Origin of the sequence: Sedimentibacter sp. LTW-03, assembly GCF_052059825.1 — a bacterium.
Lineage (GTDB): Bacteria > Bacillota > Clostridia > Tissierellales > Sedimentibacteraceae > Sedimentibacter.
This window is the reverse complement of sequence record NZ_CP197180.1, coordinates 1,922,062-1,947,779: the sequence shown is the minus strand read 5'-3', so window position 1 is coordinate 1,947,779 and position 25,718 is coordinate 1,922,062. Positions and strand designations below refer to the sequence as shown.

21 protein-coding genes are annotated in these 25,718 nt (G+C 35.6%); all 21 read left to right on the top strand.

What is annotated here, in order from left to right:
• Positions 1-14 precede the first annotated feature (14 nt).
• The 21 genes from ACS3UD_RS09670 to ACS3UD_RS09570 all read left to right on the top strand — a co-directional run bounded on the left by ACS3UD_RS09670 (position 15) and on the right by ACS3UD_RS09570 (position 25,702).
• Positions 15-3,758: an ATP-binding protein gene (locus ACS3UD_RS09670; protein WP_308139808.1), complete on the top strand. Its 3,744-nt coding sequence runs from the start codon at positions 15-17 to the stop codon at positions 3,756-3,758.
• A gap of 461 nt (positions 3,759-4,219) precedes the next feature.
• Positions 4,220-5,449, top strand: a complete 1,230-nt coding sequence (locus ACS3UD_RS09665) for an MFS transporter (RefSeq protein ID WP_308139809.1) — start codon at positions 4,220-4,222, stop codon at positions 5,447-5,449.
• A gap of 122 nt (positions 5,450-5,571) precedes the next feature.
• Positions 5,572-7,221, top strand: a complete 1,650-nt coding sequence (locus ACS3UD_RS09660) for a M20/M25/M40 family metallo-hydrolase (RefSeq protein WP_440977618.1) — start codon at positions 5,572-5,574, stop codon at positions 7,219-7,221.
• Between the two features lie 174 nt (positions 7,222-7,395).
• The gene (locus ACS3UD_RS09655; RefSeq protein ID WP_308139811.1) at positions 7,396-8,601 is read left to right on the top strand and encodes an MFS transporter; all 1,206 of its coding nucleotides are present in this window, start codon (positions 7,396-7,398) and stop codon (positions 8,599-8,601) included.
• Positions 8,585-8,725 (top strand): hypothetical protein, encoded by a 141-nt coding sequence (locus tag ACS3UD_RS09650; RefSeq protein WP_308139812.1) that lies wholly within the window; start codon positions 8,585-8,587, stop codon positions 8,723-8,725. The genes ACS3UD_RS09655 and ACS3UD_RS09650 overlap by 17 nt, the downstream gene beginning before the upstream one ends.
• A gap of 45 nt (positions 8,726-8,770) precedes the next feature.
• Complete coding sequence (locus tag ACS3UD_RS09645; RefSeq protein ID WP_308139813.1) at positions 8,771-8,956, top strand: small, acid-soluble spore protein, alpha/beta type; 186 nt, start codon at positions 8,771-8,773, stop codon at positions 8,954-8,956.
• A gap of 1 nt (position 8,957) precedes the next feature.
• A complete protein-coding gene (locus tag ACS3UD_RS09640; RefSeq protein WP_308139814.1) occupies positions 8,958-9,707 on the top strand; it encodes a class I SAM-dependent DNA methyltransferase in 750 nt (249 codons plus the stop codon).
• Entirely contained in the window at positions 9,707-10,591 is an 885-nt protein-coding gene (gene hslO, locus ACS3UD_RS09635) for an Hsp33 family molecular chaperone HslO (protein WP_308139815.1), read from the top strand. The genes ACS3UD_RS09640 and hslO overlap by 1 nt, the downstream gene beginning before the upstream one ends.
• 374 nt (positions 10,592-10,965) lie before the next feature.
• A complete protein-coding gene (locus ACS3UD_RS09630; protein WP_308139816.1) occupies positions 10,966-12,369 on the top strand; it encodes a sigma-54 interaction domain-containing protein in 1,404 nt (467 codons plus the stop codon).
• 294 nt (positions 12,370-12,663) lie between these two features.
• Entirely contained in the window at positions 12,664-13,806 is a 1,143-nt protein-coding gene (locus ACS3UD_RS09625) for an acyl-CoA dehydrogenase family protein (RefSeq protein ID WP_308139817.1), read from the top strand.
• Between the two features lie 19 nt (positions 13,807-13,825).
• Positions 13,826-14,950: an acyl-CoA dehydrogenase family protein gene (locus tag ACS3UD_RS09620; RefSeq protein ID WP_308139818.1), complete on the top strand. Its 1,125-nt coding sequence runs from the start codon at positions 13,826-13,828 to the stop codon at positions 14,948-14,950.
• Between the two features lie 28 nt (positions 14,951-14,978).
• Positions 14,979-15,863: an FAD binding domain-containing protein gene (locus ACS3UD_RS09615; RefSeq protein ID WP_308139819.1), complete on the top strand. Its 885-nt coding sequence runs from the start codon at positions 14,979-14,981 to the stop codon at positions 15,861-15,863.
• A 2-nt stretch (positions 15,864-15,865) separates the two neighbouring features.
• Positions 15,866-16,354, top strand: a complete 489-nt coding sequence (locus tag ACS3UD_RS09610) for a (2Fe-2S)-binding protein (protein WP_308139820.1) — start codon at positions 15,866-15,868, stop codon at positions 16,352-16,354.
• Between the two features lie 3 nt (positions 16,355-16,357).
• Positions 16,358-18,718 carry a xanthine dehydrogenase family protein molybdopterin-binding subunit gene (locus ACS3UD_RS09605; RefSeq protein WP_308139821.1) on the top strand — a complete coding sequence of 787 codons (2,361 nt, stop codon included), beginning with the start codon at positions 16,358-16,360 and terminating at the stop codon, positions 18,716-18,718.
• A 106-nt stretch (positions 18,719-18,824) separates the two neighbouring features.
• Positions 18,825-19,229: a YopX family protein gene (locus tag ACS3UD_RS09600; protein ID WP_308139822.1), complete on the top strand. Its 405-nt coding sequence runs from the start codon at positions 18,825-18,827 to the stop codon at positions 19,227-19,229.
• Between the two features lie 12 nt (positions 19,230-19,241).
• Positions 19,242-19,763 carry a hypothetical protein gene (locus ACS3UD_RS09595; protein WP_308139823.1) on the top strand — a complete coding sequence of 174 codons (522 nt, stop codon included), beginning with the start codon at positions 19,242-19,244 and terminating at the stop codon, positions 19,761-19,763.
• 15 nt (positions 19,764-19,778) lie between these two features.
• On the top strand, positions 19,779-19,994 hold the full coding sequence (locus tag ACS3UD_RS09590) for a hypothetical protein (RefSeq protein WP_308139824.1): 216 nt from the start codon (positions 19,779-19,781) through the stop codon (positions 19,992-19,994).
• Between the two features lie 84 nt (positions 19,995-20,078).
• Positions 20,079-21,314 carry an L-lactate MFS transporter gene (locus tag ACS3UD_RS09585; RefSeq protein ID WP_308139825.1) on the top strand — a complete coding sequence of 412 codons (1,236 nt, stop codon included), beginning with the start codon at positions 20,079-20,081 and terminating at the stop codon, positions 21,312-21,314.
• 55 nt (positions 21,315-21,369) lie between these two features.
• The gene (locus ACS3UD_RS09580; protein WP_308139826.1) at positions 21,370-23,286 is read left to right on the top strand and encodes an AMP-binding protein; all 1,917 of its coding nucleotides are present in this window, start codon (positions 21,370-21,372) and stop codon (positions 23,284-23,286) included.
• Between the two features lie 16 nt (positions 23,287-23,302).
• Positions 23,303-24,904, top strand: coding sequence for an acyl CoA:acetate/3-ketoacid CoA transferase (locus ACS3UD_RS09575; RefSeq protein WP_308139827.1), 1,602 nt, complete (start codon positions 23,303-23,305; stop codon positions 24,902-24,904).
• Between the two features lie 111 nt (positions 24,905-25,015).
• Positions 25,016-25,702: a histidine phosphatase family protein gene (locus ACS3UD_RS09570; protein ID WP_308139828.1), complete on the top strand. Its 687-nt coding sequence runs from the start codon at positions 25,016-25,018 to the stop codon at positions 25,700-25,702.
• Positions 25,703-25,718: the final 16 nt, after the last annotated feature.

The following is a 25,718-nucleotide window of genomic DNA, read 5'->3' as shown; positions in this document are numbered from 1 at the left end:
GTAGATGTCGCATTATGGCTAAGATTGAAACCATTAAACAAAAAATACGCACATTAGATGCAGGATCATTTCAAAATCTTTGCGATTCATATTTATATAAAATAGGCTATCCTAATATAGTATCTCTTGGTGGAGAAGCAGGAACGAGAAAAACAACTTCGGGTACACCTGACACTTATTTTAATACATCAGATGGAAAGTATATTTTTGTAGAATATACAACTCAAAAGACAAGTTTATTTACAAAAATTAAGGATGACCTTGCAAAGTGCCTGGATGTATCAAAAACAGGTGTTACTCATGATAAAATTGCTGAAATCATTTATTGCCATACTTCATCTAACATTACACCTTTACAAGATGATAAAGTAAAAACTTTATGCGAAGATGTTGGAATTAAACTTACAATTATTGGAATTGACAAACTCGCAGAAGATTTATATCTTTTATATCCCATTATTGTTCGAGATTTTTTGGGAATATCAATAAGCACTGATCAAATTCAATCATGTGACGATTTTGTGAGGTATTATAACTCAAACAGGATGGCAGCACCAATTGACACTAAATTTTTATTTAGAGATAAAGAAATTGATAATATTAATAAAGCATATCAAAAATCTGATATTGTAATACTAAGTGGTGCGGCTGGCACAGGAAAAACTCGGTTGGCTTTGCATTATGCGAAAAGTTACTCGAGTACTCATAATGAAAAATTTTACTGTATACATAGTAATGCTTTACCTATCTATGAAGATTTAAAGCTTTTCATAGACAATCCTGGCAACTATTTTCTTTTTATTGATGATGCAAATCAATTGTCAGGACTACAACATATAATTCGTTATACAACCATGAAACCTGATGGATATAATGTGAAAATACTTATTACAGTTCGAGATTATGCACTTCAAAAAGTGACAAACGATATTCGTGAAATCACTTCATATGAAAATATAAATATTTGCTCATTCACAGATGATGAAATTAAGAAGTTACTTGAAACAGTATTAGGAATTACTAATTCGGATTATCAAGGAAGAATCATAAAAATTTCTGAGGGAAATGCCCGAATTGCCATACTTGCAGGAAAAGTAGCTTGTAGTTCAAACCGTTTGGACTCTATTAATGATGTATCACAATTGTATGAAGATTATTATGGTTCTTCTTTAAAAAAACAACAATTACTTATTGATAATAATATGTGCGTAACTGCTGGTATAGTTGCATTTTTGGAAGCAATTCATTTAGAACATATTGATTCATTCTTACCAATTTTACAAGAAAAGGGATTAGGCAGAGATAGGTTTATTGAAAATATCCGTAAGCTTCATGAACAAGAAATTGTTGATATTTGCAATGATAAAGCGGTTCGTTTTTCTGAGCAGTGTCTGTCCAATTATTTACTTAAATATGTTTTCTTCGATAAAAAGCTACTTAGCCTGTCAGCAATGATTAAATCATGTTTTCAAAATTATAGAGAGAGAACAATCTCGTCCATTAACACATTACTAAATATTTTTAGAAATGAAGATATATTTTGTTTTGTTGAGAAAGAAATTAAAATGCTGTGGGATGAGTTATCACAAGAAAAATCTCTATATTTCTTCGAATTTGTCAAAGTATTCTTTCGCGTTAATCCCACTGAAACACTTCTAATTTTGCAGAATAAAATTGAATATGAAGAAAATGTGATTATCGGCAGTTTTGATTTTGATACTGAAAAAGGAAAGAACTATCAGAATGTAACAAATGATATTATTATAATTCTTGGTGAATTTGCAGATACGCCTGATCTACCAACGGCATTAGATTTATTTTTTCAGTATTATTTAAAACGCCCGGATTTGTATATGCAATTTTATCACGCAGTTATTCGATACTATGGTATAAAAAAAGTTTCTATGAGCTATGGGTTTCAAACACAAATAGTTTTTTTAGAGAAGATAAAAGAATATTCAGATGATTGGAAACAAGAATCTGTTGTCATTCTTTTCTTAGAAATAGCAAAAGAATTTTTGAAATTGCATTTTTCTTCTACTGAGAGCGGGAGAAGGAACACAATTATTATCTATCAAATCCCGTTAATTATTTCTGAAGGTGTTGAAAGATATCGAAAGCTCATTTGGCAGTACTTATCTGAACTTTGTAAAATTGATAAATACAAAGAAGAAATTAGGAAAATACTTGATTCTTATAGTGGTACAATTGAGGAAATAAGCCTTCCTGTTTTACAATTTGATTTGACATATATTAAAATTATTTTGGAAGCAGATTTTCCATCAAATGAGTTGCGAAATTGCCTATTGGCAAATAGATTAGTACAAATTTTTGAGCGTATGAACATTTCATGTGAATCATTGTTTGTTGAATATTTGGTAGGAGAGCATTTTCACTTATATCACCTTCTTGAAGGACCTGATTATAATGGAAAAATTGATTATAGCAAATATGGAAATCTAAAAAGGAAATCAATTGAACAATACGTTTCTAATTGTGATTTAGTAATGTTTAAACGGTTAATTGATGTTTGTTATGACATAAATTGTTTTAATGATTACAATGCTTGTGAAATTGGAAAAGGGTTAGGTATTGCCTTTAATGCTATTTCTCACAAAAAAGATTGCTATGTTGATGCAATTAAGTATTACATAGAAAAAGATACCCCATACAATTTGCATCCATATTGCTTAGTAAGTGTTCTTTTTTCCTTGTTAACTGATTCGGAAGTGTATAATCTAATTGTTGGTAGTGAATACAAGCAAAAAAATGCGTGGTTATACGCTTATTATCATGAATTACCATCAGAGTTAATTACAGAAAAACATTTATATGGACTTTATGAATTTTTGGAAGATACTTCTGATGGAATTATTACTTCAACATCATTACGTGATGTGGATTTTTTTGAGAAGTACAGTGTTGTAGACGAAGATGCTTTGATAAAGGGCTGCAAAATTATTTTAACTAAAATGGAATATTCACCATTTATAGTGCATATTTATTTTGATTTGCTATTTGATTACATTCATAATACACCACGGGATGTTATCCGAAAATTTAATAGAAACTTGGAGCTGCTCGAAGAAATCTATTGCACAATGTTGTCATACGATAGCAATCATGATTATAATGGCAAATTCTTAAAAGAGCTTTATTTGGTTAGACCATCTGTGTTGGATGAGTATATTGATTATTTAGTTAATAAAAACAGAGGTGCTTTTAGTGATCATCAAGAAATGCATAGATGTTTCTTTGAATTGGATGATTTCTTAGAAATTTATAATACGATTTTTATACAACTAATAAAAAATTGTCAGTATCCCACAATTTCTGTGCCGTATTTTTTGGAGTCCATACTGTTACCAGTTCAAAATGAGCAAAACTTATTAGAAAGACAAGATGAGTGGATTCGAAAATGTATTCAACTGTTCTCTAATGATGGAACAAAGATGCATTGTTTGTTTTCGGTTATATCCAAATTGAAAATAGAAAGAAAAAAAGAATATGTTCTGCTGTTCCTTGAGAATAATCAATTATTTGAAGACTTTAAGAGGATTCCTTTAACTCCTATGACATGGGGTTGGTCAGGAAGTGTGGTACCTATGTATTCTGGTTGGATTAAATTTCTCGAATTGTTGCTTTCAAACTTCACAGGTTTAAAGTGGATAAAGCATAAAAATTATGTTGAAACAAAAATTAGTTTTTTAAAAAAGCAAATTGAATCTGAACAGGTTGAAGAAATTTTAAGAGGATGATCTTTCAATCATATTAGATATTTATATGGTGCATTTAGAAGTGTAAATTAATAAAAACTTGGCGTAATTCAAAAAATGTTTGCAAATGAATAAAGCTTATTGTATAATACGAGTATAATAACAACAGGAGGATAATCATGAATACAGTCGATACTGCGAATAAAATCTGTAAATTCAGCAGTTCTGTGTCCAAAAATGGTATTTTTGCGCATTGCGGGAGAAGTGCGTCCATTTTTAGGCTGAATACAGACGATTGTATAAATCTATGATGTCTTTGCAGTGTAATAAATATAATTATATTATATGTATTAACCATGGACTCTGATTTATTTTGAGTCTTTTTATATTGCTATAAATTTGATGCCTTTCTCCATAAGCCTCAGATGATTATTTCTTTGTTTATCCAAAGAAATGTCAATAGGGCTTTTTTGTTTTTTAAAATAAATTTGGAGGAATTAACATTGAACATAAAATTAAAACGAAATATATCAATAGGTTATGCATATAATTTTTTCTTGCAGTTGAATATTACTTCTGCTATTTGGGTTTTATATCTTTCATTTAAAGGAATGACACTAGCTGAAATTGGAATTCTTGAATCACTTTACCACATAACCGGGTTGCTCTTGGAGTTACCAAGCGGTGCTTTGGCAGATTTGAAAGGAAGAAAGTTCTGTGTTGTGGCAGGCAGAGTGGTTGAATTAGTATCATGTTATCTTATGATGACGTCAAACAGCTTTTTTGGTTTTGCAGTTTCTTTTATTTTAAGCAGCGCTGCGATGAATTTAAATTCAGGTGCAGCGGAAGCACTAATCTATGACAGCTTGAAAGAGCTGGGGGAAGAAGAAAAGTACAAAAAAATATGGGGTCAGTTAGTATTTGCCATGTCTATTGCGCAGGGTGTTGCAGTTTTGCTTGGCGGAATTTTAGCTGATGTTAGGTTCTTGTATGCATATATGTTAGGAATGGTTGTACAGACGGTAGCATTATTATTATCCATAAGATTTACCGAGCCGCCAATTCATAACAAAGGCATTGAAAAAGATAATGAAAAAAACGAACAAGAAAAATTAATCATTAAGCAAGTAAAAACAAGTATTAGTGTTATAAGAAAAAGAAAAATTGTATTGTATATAATATTATTTTCGGCTTTGCTGGGAAGCCTTCAAACAACTGTGTTTTTTTATAGCCAGAAATATTTTTTCGATATTGGTTTTACAAAGACCATGATTGCTGTCATTTGCGCAACTGGAAGTCTAATTGAAGCAATAAGCTCAAAGTATGCTTATATTTTAGAAAGCAGGCTTAAATTAAAAGGGACTTTGATAACCGTATCTTCTGTGAATATATTTGCTTTAGCCGGTTTGACATTGTTCAAAGACTTATCTGTATTTTTTTATCTGCTGACCGCTGTTTCAGGAGGTCTTGCATTTACGATACTCAGCGACTATATAAATACCGAAATTCCGTCTGAATACAGGGCAACAATATTGTCATTTGACAGTTTGTGTTTCAGCATATTTATGATATGCATATTTCCGCTGTTTGGATTAACAGCCGATTACGCAGGTTTTTCCGCAACTTTTGGTGTGACAGCGATAATATACATTCCGATAATGGTTTTTTTGATAAATAAGTTATTAAAACAAAATAGAAAGGATACTGCTGTGAGTAACAGTGCTATTAGCTAAGGGCAAAGAAGGGTTATGTAAGTTGGTTATTCTGGGGGGATAATTTAATATTGGAAAAATGTTTTCAAAAGAGTATACTATTATTATAGTATACAATTTTAAAAAAGAATGGAGATAAAGGGATGAAGCTATCTGAAAGAATAGAAAGAAATTTATTGAATTATCTGCAGACTAGGACGCATACCGGAACTGAGCTTGAAAGGAATAACGAGATGTTCTTTAAGAAGTGGTTTGATTCAGTGCCGTATCTGAAAAGGGACCCGGAATATTGCGGATTTTATGAAATGAAAAATGATATTTTAAACAGAAGCTGTCCGTGGGCGCTGCTTAAGGGAGAAGGAACTAAGACTATAGTGATGATTCACCACACCGATACGGTTGATACGGATGATTATGGGAAATACAAGCAGTTTGCTTATACTCCGGATGAATTAGAAAAGCATTTTAAGTCTGAAAACGTTGAGATGGATGAAACTTCTAAAGAAGATTTATATTCGGGAAAGTGGATGTTTGGCAGAGGCGCTTCAGATATGAAAGGCGGAGCAAGCATAGCTTTATCATTGTTTGAAGAATATTCGGGAGAAGAAAATTTTGCAGGTAATATACTTTTGATGGGTGTTCCGGATGAGGAGAACCTGTCTGCCGGTATGAGATCGGCAGTGATGTTGATGAAGGAGCTTAGAGAAAAATACGAATTGGAATATGCATTGATGTTAAATGTTGAGCCTCATGAAAGAAGCAACGAAGATGAAATAACAATTTATGACGGTTCTGTTGGAAAGATGATGCCCATATTTCTTGTGCGTGGTAAGCTTGCCCATGTCAGCCAGATTTACAATGGCTTTAATCCGGTTACTTTGCTGTCAAAAATAGTGGTAAAGACCGATTTGAATCCTGATTTTATGGAAAAAGCAGGGAATACGGTGACTCCTCCTCCAACATGGCTGTATTTTAAGGATAGAAAATATGTGTACGATGTGTCACTGCCTTTAACAGCCGGAGGATATATGTCAGTTCTTACTCTCACAAAATCTCCCAAGGAAATTTTGGATCAGCTTAAAAAAGTAAGTATTGAGGCATTTAAAGAAGTTATATCCAGTATGAGGTTAAGCTATGATAAATATAAAAGTTTATCAGACGTGGATTCCAATGCAGCGGAGTGGAAGCCCAACGTAAAATTTTACGGTGAAGTTTATAGAGAAATAAAAGATAAAAAGGGCGATATGTTTACGACGGAATTGGCTGAATTTCAAAAAGAACTGGAGATCAAGATTAATAAAAACGAAATTAACAGAATTGACGGTGCTTACCTTCTTATAGAAAAAACTCTTGAGTATTACGATGATTTATCTCCTATGGTTATAATAGCACTGGCACCTCCTTACTACCCGAGCATCAATAATTCTATGCTTAAAAATTCAGATGAAACTAATGAACTGCTTATTAAGCTGGACAAATTTGCAAGAAGTGAAATAGGCAGTGGAATATATACTCAAAATTATTTTACGGGAATATCTGATTTAAGCTATGCAGCATTTACAGCTGACAGCGAAAACATAGATTATATCAGCAGCAATATGATATTTTGGGGAGATACGTACTATATACCTCTAGATACCATAAAGGAACAGTCAGTTCCGGTTCTTAACATAGGCCCATGGGGAAGAGATCTTCACAAATATACCGAAAGGGTTTATAAGAAGGATTTATTTGAAAATATACCAAAACTGATAGATTTCACAGTCAGAAATGTATTAAGCAGAAACTTTTAGCTTTGTTGCAGCCCGGCCATTATTGGAAGAAGCTGCTGCCGAAATGACGGGCTGCTTAAATTTATGACTTTACCATTAATTCGGAAGGTTTGTATTCACTTTTTTAGCTTGAAAATATTATGATTTTAGTGTATAGTCTGTATAGTAAAATTTGACATTGAGCCGGAGGAGTAATTGAAAAAGCTATCAATAAAAAGATTATATATATTTTTTGGGATTTTTGCAGTATTCAGCAATTTAGCTCATCCGGTTACACCGACAATGTTTATTGAAAAGGGTTTTGAAGATTATCTGTTCGGAGTTTCATTTGCTGCAATGTCGTTATGCTTTTTTATTGGTTCACTGATTTGGGGAACTGTAGGGGACAGGTATGGGCATGTTAGAGTTATGGCTTTTGTTGGACCTATATATGGGGCTTCACAGCTTTTATTCGGTTTAACAAGCACGGTGCTTATGACAATTGTTGCACGGTTGATTGCTGGATTTTTCAGTGCAGGCATGTATGTGTGCAGTCTGGCTTATTTGGTTAATTTGACTGACCAGAATAACCGAGGACGGAACATGAGCTATTATGTAGCAATAAATTCTGTGGGAGCGGCATTTGGATATTTTATAGGGGGAATGCTGGGAAACTATTCAATTACTCCAGTGTTTATTTTGCAAACTTCAGTAATTGTATTGAACGGTATTTTTACATGTCTTATGCTTGAAGATACCAGCTCGAAGCATACAAAATTTGTTTCAGGAAAGTCGTTGAATCCTTTCAAAGCATACAGCGCAGTAATGGGAAAGATGCCTTTGATACTGATAACATTCTTATCTGCGGTATTTTTAACAAGCTTTGCAACAACTGCATATGACAATGCTTTTAACTATTATTTAAGGGATATGTTGGGACTTCCGTCGTCATATAACGGTGTGATTAAAGCTGTAATAGGCGTTGTGACATTGACGGTAAACTTTACGGTAAACATATACATTGAAAAATATACAGATTCCAGAAAATCTCTGATAATTGTACTGCTTTTATGCGGTATTTCATCGCTTGCAGTTCCGTTTATTCCGGCACTATATCCATTCTTTATTGCAAATATTGTGTTTTTTATGTTCAACGCAATATATCTTCCAATACAGCAGGACATTGTTACCAGGGGACAGGACCCAAGCATAGGAGGAATAATATCAGGGATATTTAACTCAGTAAGAGCAGCCGGAATGATTTTCGGATCGCTGTTTTCAGGATTCATATATGAACTTGGGAGTATACTGCCGTTTTTTTCGGCAGCTTTGGTGTTTTTTATAAGCTCAGCAATATCTTTTGCAAACCTGAAACAGTATAAATCTCAAAATACAGAGGTGGCTAATGGATTTACAGATTAAAATTATAATAGTAGTAATGTTTTTTGTAATATTGATAAGCATGCAGTATACATTGAATAAAATATTGCTTGCATTGAGAGAGATAAAAGTAATATTGTTGACAAAAAAAGAAAAGCGGGAATAATTTATATTATTTCAATCATAATAATCTTGTGATAAGGAGGTAATTATGGCTGAAAAAAATGCAAAAAAGAAAAAGGAACTCACGCCTGATGATTTAATGAAGCTTGAAATAGCAAAAGAAATAGGTCTGATGGACAAAGTAAAAGAGCTTGGGTGGGGAGGACTCACTGCCAAGGAAACCGGCAGAATAGGCGGTTTGATGACTGCTAAGAAAAAACAAAGGAAGAAATAGGATGCTCAATAAAAGCTACAAAGAATTTTCGCAAATTTATGATTTGCTGATGGATGACATAGATTATGAAAAATGGACATCCTTTATAATAAATAATACCGGAAATATCGGAGGCGGCAAAAAAATTCTTGAGGCTGCATGCGGAACCGGCAGTATAACAAAGTTACTGGCAGAAAATGAGTACAAAGTTACTGCATTTGACCTTTCACAGGACATGCTTATGAGAGCGTACGAGAAGCTGGGACGCAGTCCGGTTGTTAAGCTGCTCAACATGGATATGGCAGATTTTAAAATTGACGACAAATTCCATGCTGCCATATGTTGTTGCGACGGAATAAATTATCTTACTTTTGAAAAAACTGAAAATTTTTTTGCAAATATATACAATCATCTGGGTGATGATTCCATATTTATTTTTGATATGAGCACAGAATTTAAGTATAAATCAATGTTCAATGAAACTTATGTGTATGATGACGGTGAAATTTTTTATGTTTGGGAAAATATGGCGAATGAAAAAAATAATTCTGTAGATATTGAAATAAATTTTTTTGTTAAGGACTCGTCAAATAAATATACAAGAATAAATGAAATTCAGACTCAGTATGTACATAATGCAAAAAAAATTACGGAACTTTTAAAAAAAATCGGCTTTTCACATATTGAAGTTTACGGTGATTATAGTGATAAGATGTATAATAATACTTCTATGAGAGCGGTTTTTTGCGCTAAGAAAGAGAGGAAACAATAATGGATTACATGATAAGGGCAATAGATAAGAAGCATACATTTAGATTATTTATGATTAAATCCACAAATACGGTTGAGGAAGCGAGGAGGCATCACAATACGACGCCAACAGCATCAGCTGCATTGGGAAGGACGCTGACTGCGGCCCTGATGATGGGTTATATGATGAAAAATGAAGATGATAAACTCACTATAAATATAAATGGCGGAGGTCCAATAGGTACTATTTTGACAGTTTCCGACAACAGAGGGCATGTAAAGGGCTATGTTGATAATCCTAATGTTGATTTACCGCTGAAACCAAATGGCAAGCTTGATGTGGGCGGAGCAGTAGGAGTTAACGGCAAAGTTACGGTAATGATGGACTTAGGACTAAAAGATCCTTATGTAGGCAGTACAGACATTGTTACAGGAGAAATAGGGGATGACATAGCTATGTATTACTGTCAGTCTGAACAGCAAAATTCTGCTGTAGCACTAGGTGTATTAATTGACAGAGACTATAGTGTCAAGTCTGCAGGCGGTTTTATAGTTCAGACTCTTCCGTTTATTGAAGAAGAAGATTTGGCAAAACTTGAAGTGGTGTTGGGAAGCCTTAAATCGGTTTCTGAATATTTTGAAAATGATTATGATGTCGAAAAGATTGCAAAGGAAATTTTCAACAGCTTTGATATTGAAATAACGGATAAGATTCCAGTTGGATTTAAATGTGATTGTTCTGAAGAGAGAATGGAGCAGGCGCTTATGACTATAGGCAAAGATGATTTGAAACAGCTGATAGAAGAGGACGAAAAAATAGAAACAGTATGCCATTTTTGTAATGAAAAATATGTTTTTAAAGGTGAAAAGTTAAAGAATATTTTAAAATTTATTGAAGAAAATTAACTTTTCTGAATTTTCATTTATTGTAAAATTATACAAACAATATAAATTTTATAAGAGGCTTTCCAATTAAATTGCGAAAGTCTTTTATTGTATTTTAATACATAAAATACAATAAAATTTCTTTGCGGGTGATTTTTAAAAAATGGAATTTAAAACATTAACATTAAAATTTTATAAATAGTTTTTTGGAAATTTTTTTTGTTTGCAACTCACCATCCAGCTAGCTTTGAGCCTTTTTCAGCATGAGATTTTTACTGAAGAACCTGAAACAAAAATAAAATTAGACTTCCATTTGCAAAAAAAAGGTGATAATATATTAACAAAATCAAAAATACAAATGCATAAAATATAGAACCATTAATGGAGGCTAGATTATGTTTAATGTACCTATGAAATTTGTTGAACTTATATTTGAGCAATCGGGAATTGTTTCTGTAACAGACAAAGAAGGCTGTTATATTTATGTAAATAAAAAATGGCAGGAAGATACCGGCATATCTGAAAAAGAAGCCATAGGAAAGTACAATCATGATCTTATTGAAGGATCGAGAGCATTATCAGCCATAAAATCGGGGAAAGTGCTTACTGCGGATTTTTTTATTAGAAGAATAGATGGGAAAAGCCTGCCGGGGATTATGACTTATGTTCCTATACATGATAAAAAAAATGATATTATAGGCTGTTATATTTCTTCATCATTTTCATGTATAGAAAAGGCGTTGGAATTTTCGGAGAGGCTGGAGGCTGTTACTGAGGAATATGAATTCCTCAAAAAAGAAATGCGAAAAAGAAGTGGAGTTAAGTACTCTATAGATGATATAATAGGCCAAAGTGATGCTGTAAAACGCTTGAAAGAAAACATTTATCTTGCAGGAGCATCGGATTCGACAGTCCTTATAGAAGGTGAAACAGGTACAGGAAAGGAATTAGTGGCTCATTCAATCCATAGCTGCAGTCTGAGAAATATTTTTTCGTTTGTTAAGGTTAATTGTTCTGCCATTCCGGCAACACTTATGGAATCAGAGTTTTTTGGATATGAAGAAGGTACCTTTACGGGAGCAAAAAAAGGCGGCAAACGAGGGAAATTTGAGATGGCACACCTTGGGAGTATTTTTCTTGATGAAATAAATCAAATGGATCTCACCATCCAGCCAAAGCTGCTGAGAGTTCTTCAGGAAAAAGAAATAGAAAGAATTGGCTCAAGTGAAAGTACGCCTATTGATACAAGAGTTATTTCGGCATCTAATGTTTCACTTAGTGAAATGGTAAAGCACAGCAATTTCAGAGATGATTTGTTTTACAGGCTTAATATAATAAATATAGTTATTCCTCCTCTTAGAAAAAGAAGAGAAGATATACCAGATTTAGCAGACAGCATAATATATAAACTTAATAAAAAGTTGGACAGACCTATAGAGGGAATTTCATCTAGAGCTTTGACATATCTTAAACAAAGAGATTGGCCGGGAAACGTGAGGGAACTTCAGAATATAATCGAAAGAGCTATGAATGTATCTATGGGCAGAAGTATTACTTTGGATGATATTAAAAAAATAGAAACTGTGAATATTCATAAATGGGATAACAAATCTGATTCTAGCGAAATACTTCGCAGCTCAGATGCTTCGCTGGCGGATAAAAAACAAAGTATAGAAAAAGATGCAATTATAAATGCATTGAAATCATGCGATTATAACAGAACAAAGGCAGCAAAAGATTTAGGCATTTCAAGGACTTTACTATATCAAAAAATTAAAAAATATAATATTGATCTCTAAAAGGATGTGTAAACATAAGTTTACAAAAATGTGTAAACATAAGTTTACAGTGTACACGAGTGTGTGCACTTTTTTTTTGCTTTTTGATAAGAAAACAGTCTTATAAAAAATAATTTTATAAATGATAAAACTGCTAATTTATAATGTTTGTTTATTATCTAACGATTTTGATAAAATGAATTATTTATTTATTGGCATGCTAATTGCTTATTTTTATATATGTGTTATGAAATTAACAATAAACTGTAAACAGCTTTACAGCTTGTTAGCAGAAAAGGAAGGAAGGTAGTAGAAATGTTTGATTTCACAGAGAGCCAGCTGGAGCTTCAACAAACAGTACGTTCATTTGTTAAAGAACATCTTGATCCAAACCTTGAATTAATCGATAAAGGTGAATATCAAAAAGAGCTTTTTAAGGAATGGTGCAAAACAGGACTTGTATGTTTAGTGGCTCCGAAGGCTGTAGGCGGAATAGAGCTTGATACCAAGAGCTGCGCAATAGTGATGGAAGAACTGGGTTACGGCGATGTAGGAATAGCTACTGGCTTTGGGGCCAATAACCTTGGATCGTATCCACTTTTGATTTCGGGCAATCTTGAGCAGCAAAAGCAACACTTTGGACCCATACTTGAAGGTAAATTCGGAGCATTTGCTCTTACAGAACCTGGAGCAGGCTCAGATGCAGGTGCAGTTGCTACAACTGCAGATCGAAAGGGCGACGAATACATACTGAATGGAAACAAATGCTTTATTACTCAGGGAGGATATGCCATTGATATGGAATCATCAATGGTTGTGTTCGCATCTACAGACAGAACTTTAGGGAGCAAGGGTCTGAGTGCTTTTCTAGTAAAAGGCGGAACCCCTGGATTAAAACTTGGAAAAATAGAAGATAAAATGGGAATAAGAGGTTCTCAGACTGTTGAATTGGTAATAGAAGATTTGCATGTTCCTGTATCAGCACGACTTGGAGAAGAGGGCGAAGGCATGAAAATAGCCATGAAGACCTTGGATTCAGGAAGGTTAATGGTTGCAGCTCAGGCAGTTGGATGTTGTCAGAAAGCATTAGATTTAACAGTAGAATTTGTAAAGAGCCATATGGAAGGGCAAAAACCTCTGCACAAACAACAGGCTATAGCATTTAAAATTGCAGAAATGGAAGCTACAACAGTAGCTGCAAGACAGCTTGTTCACAGAGGAGCATTCTTGAAGGACAGTAAGCAGCCATATTCCCACCATTCGGCAGTTACAAAATTGTTCACTACTGAAGCAGCAATGAAAGTAGCAAATTCAGCTATGGAAATAATGGGCTCTTACGGATATACAAAAGACTCAAAAATAGAAAAAGTATGGAGAGACGCAAGAATTCTTTCTATCTATGAAGGAACCAACCAGATTCAAAGGCTTGTTATTGCAGGCGGATTGCTGAGAAAGTAGAAAGGCGGGAGGTGTAGATATGAAAATGAAGTTAACTGAAAAGCAAAAACTTATGAAAAAAGGATTTGCAGATTTTGCAAAATCTCAGCTGGAACCAGTAGCATTCGAAGATGACAGAAACGCAAGATTTCCAGAAGAGGTAATAAAAAGCGCTGCAGAAAAAAATTATTTTGGACTTACTATTTCAAAAGAATATGGCGGTATGGATTCTGATTTTACAAGCGTAGCATTAATGGCAGAAGAATTCGGGAAGTACAACGGCTCTATTGCTGCTTCAATCGTAGCTCACGTGGTTATGGCCGAGCAGACAATATTAAAATACGGTACAGAAGATCAGAAAAAGAAATATTTGCCCGAAATGGTCAAAGGAAACAAATTGGGAGCATATGCCTATGTTGAACCGGGAGCATCTTTAGGGTCAGGTGAAAACAAAGTAGTAGCAGTAAAAAAAGGAAATGGTTACGAGCTTACAGGTAAAAAGACTTTTGTTGCAAACGGTGGAGCAGCAGGAGTATATGTTGTTATAGCTCAAGACAGTCAAACAGAAGGTAAAAATAGCTATTCTGCATTTATTGTGGATTCAAGTGATATTAAATCAGTAAGAAATGTTGACAAACTCGGATTGAGATCTTTCCCGACTGCAGAAGTTGAGTTCTCAAATGCAAAAGCTCAGCTTTTAGGACAAGAACACGAAGGAATTAAGATTGCAGCTGAAATTCAGTCAAGAGCAGATATAGCATTTGCAGCTGTAGGAGTTGGAATTGCCGGAGCAGCATTGGAAAAGAGTGTTGATCACAGCAAACTGCGTGTTCAATTTGGATCGCCTATAGGAAGGCTTCAAGCTGTTCAGTGGATGCTTGCCGAAATGGCATCAGAATTGCACACACTTGATATTTTGACCTGTAATGCTGTAGCAGAGGTTGAAAATGGCAGTGATTATGTTATGGATGCTGCATATCTTAAAATGTTTGCTAATAAAGCTGCATTCCAAATTGGTACAAATGCTGTTCAGATACATGGAGGAACAGGATACAGCAGAGAAGCAGAAATTGAAAGATATTTCAGAGATCTCAGAGGGTTGTTTAACTTTGATGGTATAAACAACTATCCTGAAAAAATTATAGCAGGCAATTTATTAAAATAAATAACTTAAATTGAAGGAGGTGCCTTAATTGAATATTTTACATGATTTTGAATATTTTAAACCGGGCAACAAAAAGGAAGCCTTAGAGTTAGTGAAAAAATACGGAAACAAGGCAAAAGTCTTGGCCGGAGGAACAGACCTTGTCATTATGATGAAGGAGAAAATGATAAAACCAGACTACGTAATTGATATAAGTGATCTTAATGAGCTTAAAGGCATTACGTATGAAGAAGGAAAGGGTGCTGAAGTATACGCATGTACTAAAGTTGCGGATATTGAGTCATCAGAAGACCTTAAAAGAAAATATCCGGCTCTTGCTTATGCAGCAAGTCAGCTTGGTTCACACCAGGTTAGAGTTATGGCGACTATGGGAGGAAACTGCTGCCACTCATCACCAGCAGCTGAAACACCTGCTCCATTGTCAGCACTGGGAGCTAAAGTAGTCATTGCCAGCCTTGAAGGCGAAAGAGAAATGCCTATTGAAGATTTCATACAAGGAAACAGAAGGAACGATTTAAAAGAAGGAGAAATATTATATAAATTTAAACTTCCAGAACCTGAAAAAAATTCTGCATGCCGTTACGGACATATTGGATTAAGAGATGCAATGGAAATAGATTGCGCCAACATGGCAGCAAATATACAGCTTGAAGATGATAAAGAAACAATTAAAAAAGTTAAGCTAGTTATGGGATCAGTTGCTATAAAACCGCTGATTTCAAAAGCTGTTCCTGCTCTCCTTGAAGGAAAGAAACTTACAGAGGAACTAATTGAAAAAACAGGCGAAGCAGCACAAGGTGAAGCAAAGCCGATTTCTGATGTTAGAGCTTCTGCTGAATACAGAAAAGATGTAATAGCAGCTCTGGCACGCAGACTTGTAAAAGAAGCTTATGAAGCTGCAAAGGAGGCGTAGAAATGAAGAAGAAAATAGTAAAACTGGATATTAACAATCATGTATATGAAGTTCTGGTATCTGCAACTGACTTGCTTGTAGATGTAATAAGAAAGCAAATAGGGCTTACAGGTACAAAAAAAGGATGCGGTCAGGGAGACTGCGGAGCATGTACTGTTCTTGTGGATGGTGAAGCTCAACTGTCATGCTTAATGCTGGCTATTGCATGCGAAGGTAAAAAAATTACTACTATAGAAGGAATTGCAAATCAAGAAACAGGGGAGTTGCATCCACTTCAACAAGCATTTCTTGATCACGGAGCTGTTCAATGCGGTTTCTGTACTCCAGGTATGGTATTGTCATCTAAAGCTCTGGTTGATAATAACCCTACTCCGACAGAGGAAGAAATCAAACATGCTCTTGAAGGAAATCTATGCAGATGTACAGGATATGTGTTGATTCTTGAAGCAGTTGAATCCTATGTGGATTCTCTTGCAAAAGGGGAGGTGTAAAAATTGACTAAACTGTATGAAGTATCAAATAAATATAACAACTATAAAGAATATACTAGAGAATTTACTGAAGTAGGTAGAAACATACCTAGATTGGATGGACCTGCTAAAGTTACAGGAAAAGTTCAATATACTGATGACTTGGTATTGCCTAGAATGGTTTACGGAAAAATTTTGAGAAGCCCTCATGCACATGCCAATATAAAAAGTATTGATTACAGTGAGGCTTTAAAATTAGATGGTGTTTTAGGTGTAATAACTGGTGAGGATTGCCCAATCGCTTATGGTATAGTACCACATAATGCAAACGAGCATGCTCTTGCAGTGGGAAAAGTTAGAAACTGGGGTGAAGGAGTTGCAGCTGTTGCAGCTATTGATGAAGCTACAGCAGAAAAAGCTCTAGAACTTATAAAAGTTGAGTATGAAGTTTTGGAAGCTATTGTAGATCCAAGAGAAGCAGTAAAGAGAGATGATTTAAGAATTCATGAAGATCATCCTAACAACATAGCTTATGAGGGTGTTCAGGTATATGGAGATCCAGATAAAGCTCTTGCTGAATCTGATTATGTAATTGAAAAAGAATTTTATTCTTCATATGTTACTCATGCGTTTATTGAACCACAGGCAGCTATAGCAGATTTCGATCCGAATACTGGAAAGCTTCATCTTTACGCAACATGCCAGGTTCCTCACTATACTCACCAGCAGTTAGCTAAGGTTCTTGAAATGCCTATGAACAAAATAAGAATTACTGTACCTCTAATAGGCGGAGGCTTTGGAGGAAAGGGAGTTGCTTCTCAAGCTGACTTCTGTTCTGCACTTTTATCAAGAAAAATAGGAAGACCAGTTAAGATCACTTATGAAAGAAGTGATGTATTCGCAACTAACAACGGACGTCACCCATGCTATATGAAATTCAAAATGGGATTTGACAAGAACGGAAAAATTACAGCTGTTGACTTTAACAACCTAATGGATGGTGGAGCATACTCAGGATGGGGAATAGTAGTACTGTTCTACACTGCATCTATGGTTCATATTCCATATGCTGTTCCAAACGTAAAATTTGATGGTAAGAGAATTTTCACAAACAAACCTACATGTGGAGCTCAGAGGGGTCTTGGAGGAGTTCAGCCTAGATTTGCTATGGAACAGTTGCTTGATGAAGCTGCTGAGCATTTTGGAATGACTCCTTATGAAATTAAGAAACTTAATGCTGTTGAATCAGGATACACTGCTAAGAGCATGATGTATGTACCTCACTCTGAATACAAGAAATGTCTTGATGAAGTAGTTGAAAAATCAGAATACATGAATAAAATCGGCAAACTTCCTTACGGAAAAGGAATAGGCTTGTCAGGAGGATATTATATTTCAGGTACTTCATATACACTGTATCTTTCATATAAACCTCATACAGTTGCAACTATTAAAATAGATGATGAGAATGGCGTTACATTATACTGTGGAGCTACTGACATAGGTCAGGGTGTTGATACAGTTATGGCACAGATGGCAGCTGAAACTCTGGGAGTTAAAACAGAGGATGTAAAGGTTGTTCCTAGAGATACACAAATATCTACATTTGACCTTGGTACATTTGCAAGCCGTCTTACATTTGCAACAGGCTGGGCAATCAGACAGGCAGCTGAAAAAGTTAATGCAGAGTTATTCCCGGTAGCTGCTTCTATGTTAAGATGCAGAGGCGATGAAATAGCTGTTAAAGACGGATACTTCTACTCAATTTATGAAAGACATGGAAGACACGGTAAAAAAGGTAAGGAAGTTGCTTGGGCAGAAGTTGTTGATGTGTATATGCAATCAAACGGTCCGCTTTCATGCTCAGGACAATTTACTCCACCTAGACGTAAGGGAATTCAGCAGGGTGGTAATATAGGACACTCACCTACATTTGGTTTCAGTGCTCAAGTTGCAGAAGTTGATGTTGATCTTGATACTGGAAAGATAAATGTTGTTAAAATAACTGAAGCAGGTGACTGTGGACAGCCTATAAACCCAATGAGCGTTGAAGGACAAGTTCACGGTTCAATCCAGATGGGTCTTGGCCAGGCACTGTATGAAGAAATGCAGATAGCGCCTGACGGAAGATTCCTTAATCCTTCACTTCATGATTATAAGATGCCTACAATTAGAGATATGCCTAAAGTAGATGCTAACATTGTAGAAGCATACGACCCATCAGCTCCATACGGTGGAAAAGAATCAGGAGAAGGTCCTATACAGCCTACTATTCCGGCAATATTCAGTGCAGTTTATGATGCTATCGGCGTAAGATTTACAGAAATGCCGTTAACTCCGGAAAAAGTTTTAAATGCTATAAAAGCTCAAAAAGCTAGTAAGTAATTCAGTTTATATATGCTTTACACTTCGCGGCAGCGGGTATTCTGCTGCCGCAATATTAAATATATGATCATAAATGTTAATGCTTATACTAACAAAGGAGAGTGTTATGAGAGAAATTAAATTCAGAGCTTGGGATGATGAAGCAAAAAAAATGTATTCACCGGAGGATCTGGAGCAGCCTGATGTGCGTGATGATACTAAAAAAACAATTTATTGCTATTTATCATACGGAGCCCTGCAAATTTATGATTTTAGAGAGAAAGAACCCGTACAGTTTGTTCCAATGCAATCAACAGGGTGGTTCGATAAGAATCAAAATGAAATTTACGAGGGTGATGTAGTACAGATTGAAAATTCAATAAGTCAAATTATTTGGAGTGAAGAAATTTCAGGATTTATTCTTTTATCAACAGATGGTGGAATAATGATGGGAGGAGACTACATAACCTCTGATATTGAGGTTATAGGCAATATTTACGAAAACCCGGAGCTTATAAACTATCGATATTAGGAGGGACATAAAATGAGACTTAATGACAAGGAGTATCTCTTGAGTATCATTGAAGGAAAGAGGATAGATTTCTACCTTGAAGATGATATGTTTGAAATTGAAGGAAAAGTTATAAAAAAGGACGGAGATATGGTGGTGGAGGTCCTTGAAGCTGTAGGACATGTGTTAGATATTGTCGGCAGAAGTCTTAGACTTAGATTTGATTATAAAAAACTTTATGCTGAAAGACTGGACACCGGAAAAAGTTTTGAAATGGAAATTAACCGTGTGTATGATCTTATAGCTAATCCTACCGCGGAAGATTTTAGTGAAAAAATAGAAAAGGGAGCCAAATGCTTTTTTAGAAAACAGTCAGATACTCTTTTATGGCGTGAAGCAGATAAATGGGTTATCGAATTAAATAAGATAAATATGTACTTTAATGGTGACAGATATTATTATAATTCGCTGCAGGAGCTGTGCAGCTCAAATGCGGCTCAGATGGCTGGAGACTGGCAGGCGATATATTACAGTTCCGAACCCGAACTTGAGTGAATGGAAGGTGAGCATATGAGCAAGATTGTCGTTGAAACGAACTACAGTAGATTTAAACCTGTTGGACAGAATGATATGTGTGCAACATGCCCTTCAAGTTGTAAAACGTCATGTGCAAGAGTACTTATGCAAAAACATGATATTAATGAAGAAGAAGATTTTAAAGATTTTAACGAAGAAGAAGATTTTAAGAAATTTAAGGTAGAAAGTAATTTAAAAGAAGGAAAATAATAAACATATTTAAAAAAATAAAATAATTATGCAAATAATTCTAATTTTAATTGTTAAATAAAAAACAATCCTATGGAGGTCAGTATGGATCTTAAAAAGAAAAGATGGTTTGTTCTTGGAGCAAGTTTGTTAATAAATTTGTGCATAGGTTCGGGTTATGCATGGAGTGTTTATGCCGGGCCTTTGATTAAGACATTTGGATGGACAGCTGCGGCTACAGCAATGACATTTACAATTTCAAATGCGATTAGCCCCGTATGTATGATTACCGGAGGTAAAATTCAAGATAAATTTGGACCTAAGTGGGTTATCTTTGCTGGAGGTATACTTTTCGGAGGCGGAATATTTATGTCAGGTCTGACAAAATCATTGCCTTGGATATATGTAAGCTATGGCATAGTAGCCGGTTTTGGTATGGGAATGGTTTATGGATGTACAATAGCTAATACAGTTAAGTTTTTCCCTGACAAGAGAGGCTTGGTAGCTGGATTGGCAACTGCAGGATATGGGTTTGGACCTGTTCTTCTTGCTCCTATATCTCAGGGACTTATTTCAAGCTATGGTGTTTTATTTACATTTAGAGCACTTGGTGTGGCATATTTAATAGTTATTTTGGTGGGCTCCCAATTTATAATGAAAGCTCCAGCAGGGTATAAGCCTGAAGGATGGGAACCTCCTGCAATAACAGCAACGTCAGCAGTAACCGGAAGCGATAAAACCTGGTCTCAAATGCTCTCAGATTCAAAATTCTATTTGTTGTTTATCATGCTTACAATAGGAGCTACGTCTGGTTTGATGATAATAAGCCAGGCATCACCTATAGCTCAGGAAATAGTGAAGGTAAGTGCTGAGGAAGCTGCTTTTGCAGTAAGCATGGTGGCTATAGCAAACATGGCCGGACGAATTGCCTGGGGTGCAATATCAGATAAAATAGGAAGATACAATACTCTGCCTATAATATATGTTCTGCTGGCGGCTGCAATGTTCTTATTAACAAATGTGTCATCAGGCGGCTTTGCACTTTTCCTTGTAGCAACTATGATGGTTGGATTTTGTTTCGGAGGTTTTATGGGAGTGTTCCCGGCTCTTACAGCAGACTGCTTTGGCGCAAAAAACAACGGTGTAAATTACGGGATTATGTTCAGTGGATTTGCACTTGGAGGTTTTATAGGGCCGGTTATGGCAGCAACAATTAAGTCAAATAATAACGGAGATTATACAATGGCGTTTATTATTGCAGCTGTAATGAGTTTGTGCGGTATTGCAGTTACTTATATTATCAGAAAAACGAGCAAGAAATCAACAGAAAGTTTATCATAAAAATTAAGAAATAAAGCTTCAAAATTATTTGAAGCAGTTAAAAGGATGTGAGGCCATGAAAGAAATCAGCAGAAAAAGAAAAATTATATTCACTGTGCTTAAGGTTGACAGCATACCATGTAGCCTTGTAGGGAAAAAAATGATTTTCAGCTACAAGGGGGAAAGGTTATCTGAATCTTGGGACTTAAGATGGCCGATGCCCTGGATTGAACAGGAATTTAGAAAAATTGTCCTAAAATATGAACTGGTTTCAAAAGAGGAGATATCCAGAATTTATAACCCCGAAGAGCCGGACCAGTATGTGGAAGTAAGGATAAGGAGTTATATAGATATGACAGTGCCTGAGCTTTTAGGTGAGGCGGTACAATGCTATTGTGGGCAAGAAGCATTAATAAGCAATACCGGAAGCAGGCGCATAAATTACCATGACTTATACAGAGATTCGAGACGTTTGGCTAAAGGGCTTATCTCTCTTGGCGTCAAGAAAAATAATAATGTTGCGGTTTGGGCAGTTAATTCGCCAGAAGTTGTAATAAGCCAGTTTGGAATAAGCAATGCAGGTGCAGTGTTTGTTCCGTTAAATGCATATGAGAAACAGCTGAGAATGCAAGCACTGCTTAAACAGTCAAATACGCACACCTTAATAATGCAGGTAGGGGCAAAAGGCACTGAGAACATAGAGCTTCTATACAAGATATGCCCAGAGCTTTGTGACGCAGAGCCTGGAAAATTAAATTCTGTGACATTTCCCAACCTGAAAAATGTCATAGTAATAAGCGGTGACGAATATCCAGGTACATATGGGTGGTCAGATGTCCTGAGCATAGGTGATTCTGTGGAAAATCAAATATTGGATGAGCGTCAGAATCAGATAGACATCGATGATGTAGTTCATATTATATATACCTCCGGGAGTACAGGAAATCCTAAAGGAGTAATGCTAAGCCACGGAAATATAATCGAAAATGCTAATTCTATGGCAGAACTGATGAAACTAACTGAAGAAGATGTAATGTGTGTACAGGCTCCTTTATTTCACTGTTTTGGAAGTATTGCATGTGTAATTGCCGGAGTTATAAGCGGAAGTTCTATGGTAATGGTAAACAGGTTTAAGACTTGCATAGCACTTTCGTTGATAGAAAGAGAAAAATGTACCATATTATCCGGAGTGCCTACACTTTTCATCTCTTGTATGGAGCAGCTCAAAAGCGAATATTACGACATATCTTCACTGAGAACCGGTATAGTGGCAGGGGCTTCCTGTTCGTCTAAAACCATTGAAACAATAAAAGATATTATGGGTATTGAAAATTTAATTTTATCATACGGCCTTACAGAGGCATCACCTTGTGTCAGCGCACTTAAAGGCACAGATGAATCGGCAGCGGGAACAGTGGGCAAACCCATACCCGGAGTTCAGGTGAAAATCAGTGCCGATGAAGATTCATATATGAGCGGAGAAAGTCTGGTAGGAGAAGTGCTTGTCAAGGGCTACAATGTAATGAAAGGTTATTACAATTTGCCGGAAGAAACGAGCAAGGTCATAAACAGTGATGGATGGCTCAGAACAGGTGATCTTGGATGTATAAACGAGGATGGATATTTATGTATCAAAGGCAGAAAAAAAGACATTGTCATAAGATGCGGAGAAAATATAAGTCCCAGTGAAATAGAAGATTTTATGGTTACGTGCCCGGATATATCAGAAGCATATGCCGTTGGAATACCGGACTGTCTAACAGGTGAAGAAATTGCAGTATTTATAAAACTTAAGGAAAACAGTAAAGCAACAGATGAGGATATAAGAAGCTGCTGCAGAGGAAAGCTGGCTACAAATAAAATTCCGAAATACATTATTTTTGTAAAAGAATTTCCATTATCAGATACCGGCAAGGTATTGAAAAAGGATTTAAAAAAGGTAGCAATGGAAACAAAAAAATATAAAGAATCTCAAAAGATTTGGACAAATTAAAGGAGGAATTAATAAAATGGCGCAGGTAATTACGGCAAAAGAAGCTGCAGAGTTATTTAAGGATAATGCAACAGTCTGTACTGCAGGTTTCGGGCTTGCAGGGTGGCCTGAAGAAGTTGCTCTTGCAGTAAGAAAGAGGTTTGATGAAACAGGACATCCTAAAAATATTACACATACACACGCTGCTGGACTTGGAAACTGGGGCAAAGGGCCTAAAGGGGAAAGAGGAGAATGCTTATGGGTAGCTGATGGATTAATGACAAAATTAATCGTTTCTCATGCAGGTTCATCTCCAAGTGTTATTAAGCAAATAGTCGATAATAAAATTATGGCATGGAATTTCCCACTGGGCACACTGATTCAACTTTATCATGAGGCTGGCAGAGGGGCACCGGGTTTACTAACTAAGACAGGTTTGGGAACATTTATCGACCCGCGATATGATGGAGGAAAACTTAACGACCTTACTAAAGAAAAAGGAGAAGAGCTGGTAGAATATATCCCGGATTTCATGGGCGAAGAATATCTCTTCTTTAAGGCATTTCCTATTGATATAGGCTTTATGAGAGGAACAACAGCAGATGAAAACGGAAATATAACATGCGAAAAAGAAGCTCTTAACTTAGAAATGCTGTCTGTGGCACAGGCTGCCAAGGCATCAGGAGGAATAGTAATAGCACAGGTAGAATCCCTTGCAAAAGCAGGATCTCTAAATCCAAAGCTTGTAAAAGTTCCAAGTATATATGTGGATTACATAGTTGTTGCTGAGCATCCGGAAGACATAATGCAGACCCAGGGAACTTTCTACAACAGGGCATTTACCGGAGAAATCAGAGTTCCGATTGAAGGAAGCATGGAAGCAATGCCTCTTAATGAGAAAAAGGTAATGCTGAGAAGACTGACTATGGAAATAAAACCAGGATATAAATGTAATTTTGGTATTGGTACTCCAACATATACCGGAAATGTAATGTCTGAGGAAGGCTGTGCAGATGAAATCACAATGATTTCAGAATCTGGAAGTATAGGCGGAGTTCCGGGAGGCGGCAATGACTTTGGCGCTCACTGGAATATAGAGGCTTCTTGTGATCAAGGTGACCATTTCAGTTTCTTTGATGGAGGAGGACTTGATTTCGGTGTATTTGGACTAAGCGAAGTTGACAAGGATGGTAATGTAAATACAAGTCTTCTCAATGGTAAGATAATGGGTGTCGGTGGTTTCGCAAACATTGCTGCAACAGCTAAAAATGCAATATTTGTAGGAACATTTACAGCAGGCGGCATAAAATGCAGAGTAGAAGACGGAAAAATGATTATCGACCAAGAAGGTAAATTCAAAAAATTTGTTAAAAGCTGTCCGCAGTTAACATTTAATGCAGAACAATCACTTAAAAAAGGTAACCGTATTTTATTTATTACTGAAAGATGTGTTATAGAAAGAACAGATAAAGGTATGATTCTTACTGAAATTGCACCTGGAATAGATTTAAAAACTCAGGTTCTTGATCAGATGGAATTTGCACCTATAATACCTGAAGGCGGTCCAAAGCTGATGCCTAAAGATATCTTCAATGAAAGATGGGGAAAATTAAAAGAAATAATGGAAAACAATAAATAATTTGCTCTCAACTCTCTCAAATAGTTGGAAAACCGTTTATTAACAGCGGTTTTCCGACATCTTTATTTGTTAGCGAGATTGTATATTCGATATAATGAATGGAGATTTTATATGAAAGGAATTCACAGTACACGCAAAATATACTTGGTAAGGCATTGCCGGCCTGTAATAAGCAGCTCTAAGAAGATGTGTATAGGCAAGAAAGATATTGCTCTAAGTGATGCAGGAAAAGAACATGCAAAGTATATTAAATATTTTTTTGAAGATGCTGACTTTGATGGTATATATACAAGCCCGCTAATAAGGGCAATGGAAACCGGCAAAATAATCGCCGGAAAAAAGTATGAAATAAAAACCATGGATAACTTTTCTGAAATTGATATGGGAAAATGGGACGGGTTATCCTTTGAAGAGATAAAAAAGAGATATCCGCTGGAGTATGAAGAACGGGGAAAAAGTTTTGAAACATATAAAGTTGAAGGCGGAGAGAGCATGTCGATGTGCAGAGAAAGGGCAATGGCAGGTCTCTATAAAATTTTGAATCAAACCCAGGGAGATATACTTGTTGTTACTCATGCAGGTGTTATAAGAGGAATAATGTCGTACATTTCGCGTATAAGTATGAACGACATATTCAAATATAAAATTCAATACGGGAGTATAAGCAGCATTAATATTAGAAACGGCTTATTAATTCCGGAAGAAATCGGGCTAAGCATACTTGACTCGGAATCAAAAATTCCGGCTTATGTATACGCGTCCAAAGAATATGAAAAAATCCTGATGAGCAGAAACTGATAAAGCATATAAGAGG

Bases quoted from the DNA above. Each gene is read 5' to 3' on its own strand.
- ACS3UD_RS09625 (WP_308139817.1), top strand. From the start codon at position 12,664: ATGTTTGATTTCACAGAGAGCCAGCTGGAGCTTCAACAAACAGTACGT.
- ACS3UD_RS09575 (WP_308139827.1), top strand. From the start codon at position 23,303: ATGGCGCAGGTAATTACGGCAAAAGAAGCTGCAGAGTTATTTAAGGAT.
- ACS3UD_RS09610 (WP_308139820.1), top strand. From the start codon at position 15,866: ATGAAGAAGAAAATAGTAAAACTGGATATTAACAATCATGTATATGAA.
- ACS3UD_RS09590 (WP_308139824.1), top strand. From the start codon at position 19,779: ATGAGCAAGATTGTCGTTGAAACGAACTACAGTAGATTTAAACCTGTT.
- ACS3UD_RS09620 (WP_308139818.1), top strand. From the start codon at position 13,826: ATGAAAATGAAGTTAACTGAAAAGCAAAAACTTATGAAAAAAGGATTT.
- ACS3UD_RS09630 (WP_308139816.1), top strand. From the start codon at position 10,966: ATGTTTAATGTACCTATGAAATTTGTTGAACTTATATTTGAGCAATCG.
- ACS3UD_RS09600 (WP_308139822.1), top strand. From the start codon at position 18,825: ATGAGAGAAATTAAATTCAGAGCTTGGGATGATGAAGCAAAAAAAATG.
- ACS3UD_RS09650 (WP_308139812.1), top strand. From the start codon at position 8,585: ATGGATTTACAGATTAAAATTATAATAGTAGTAATGTTTTTTGTAATA.
- ACS3UD_RS09580 (WP_308139826.1), top strand. From the start codon at position 21,370: ATGAAAGAAATCAGCAGAAAAAGAAAAATTATATTCACTGTGCTTAAG.
- ACS3UD_RS09670 (WP_308139808.1), top strand. From the start codon at position 15: ATGGCTAAGATTGAAACCATTAAACAAAAAATACGCACATTAGATGCA.
- ACS3UD_RS09645 (WP_308139813.1), top strand. From the start codon at position 8,771: ATGGCTGAAAAAAATGCAAAAAAGAAAAAGGAACTCACGCCTGATGAT.
- ACS3UD_RS09595 (WP_308139823.1), top strand. From the start codon at position 19,242: ATGAGACTTAATGACAAGGAGTATCTCTTGAGTATCATTGAAGGAAAG.
- ACS3UD_RS09585 (WP_308139825.1), top strand. From the start codon at position 20,079: ATGGATCTTAAAAAGAAAAGATGGTTTGTTCTTGGAGCAAGTTTGTTA.
- ACS3UD_RS09570 (WP_308139828.1), top strand. From the start codon at position 25,016: ATGAAAGGAATTCACAGTACACGCAAAATATACTTGGTAAGGCATTGC.
- ACS3UD_RS09640 (WP_308139814.1), top strand. From the start codon at position 8,958: ATGCTCAATAAAAGCTACAAAGAATTTTCGCAAATTTATGATTTGCTG.
- hslO (WP_308139815.1), top strand. From the start codon at position 9,707: ATGGATTACATGATAAGGGCAATAGATAAGAAGCATACATTTAGATTA.
- ACS3UD_RS09660 (WP_440977618.1), top strand. From the start codon at position 5,572: ATGAAGCTATCTGAAAGAATAGAAAGAAATTTATTGAATTATCTGCAG.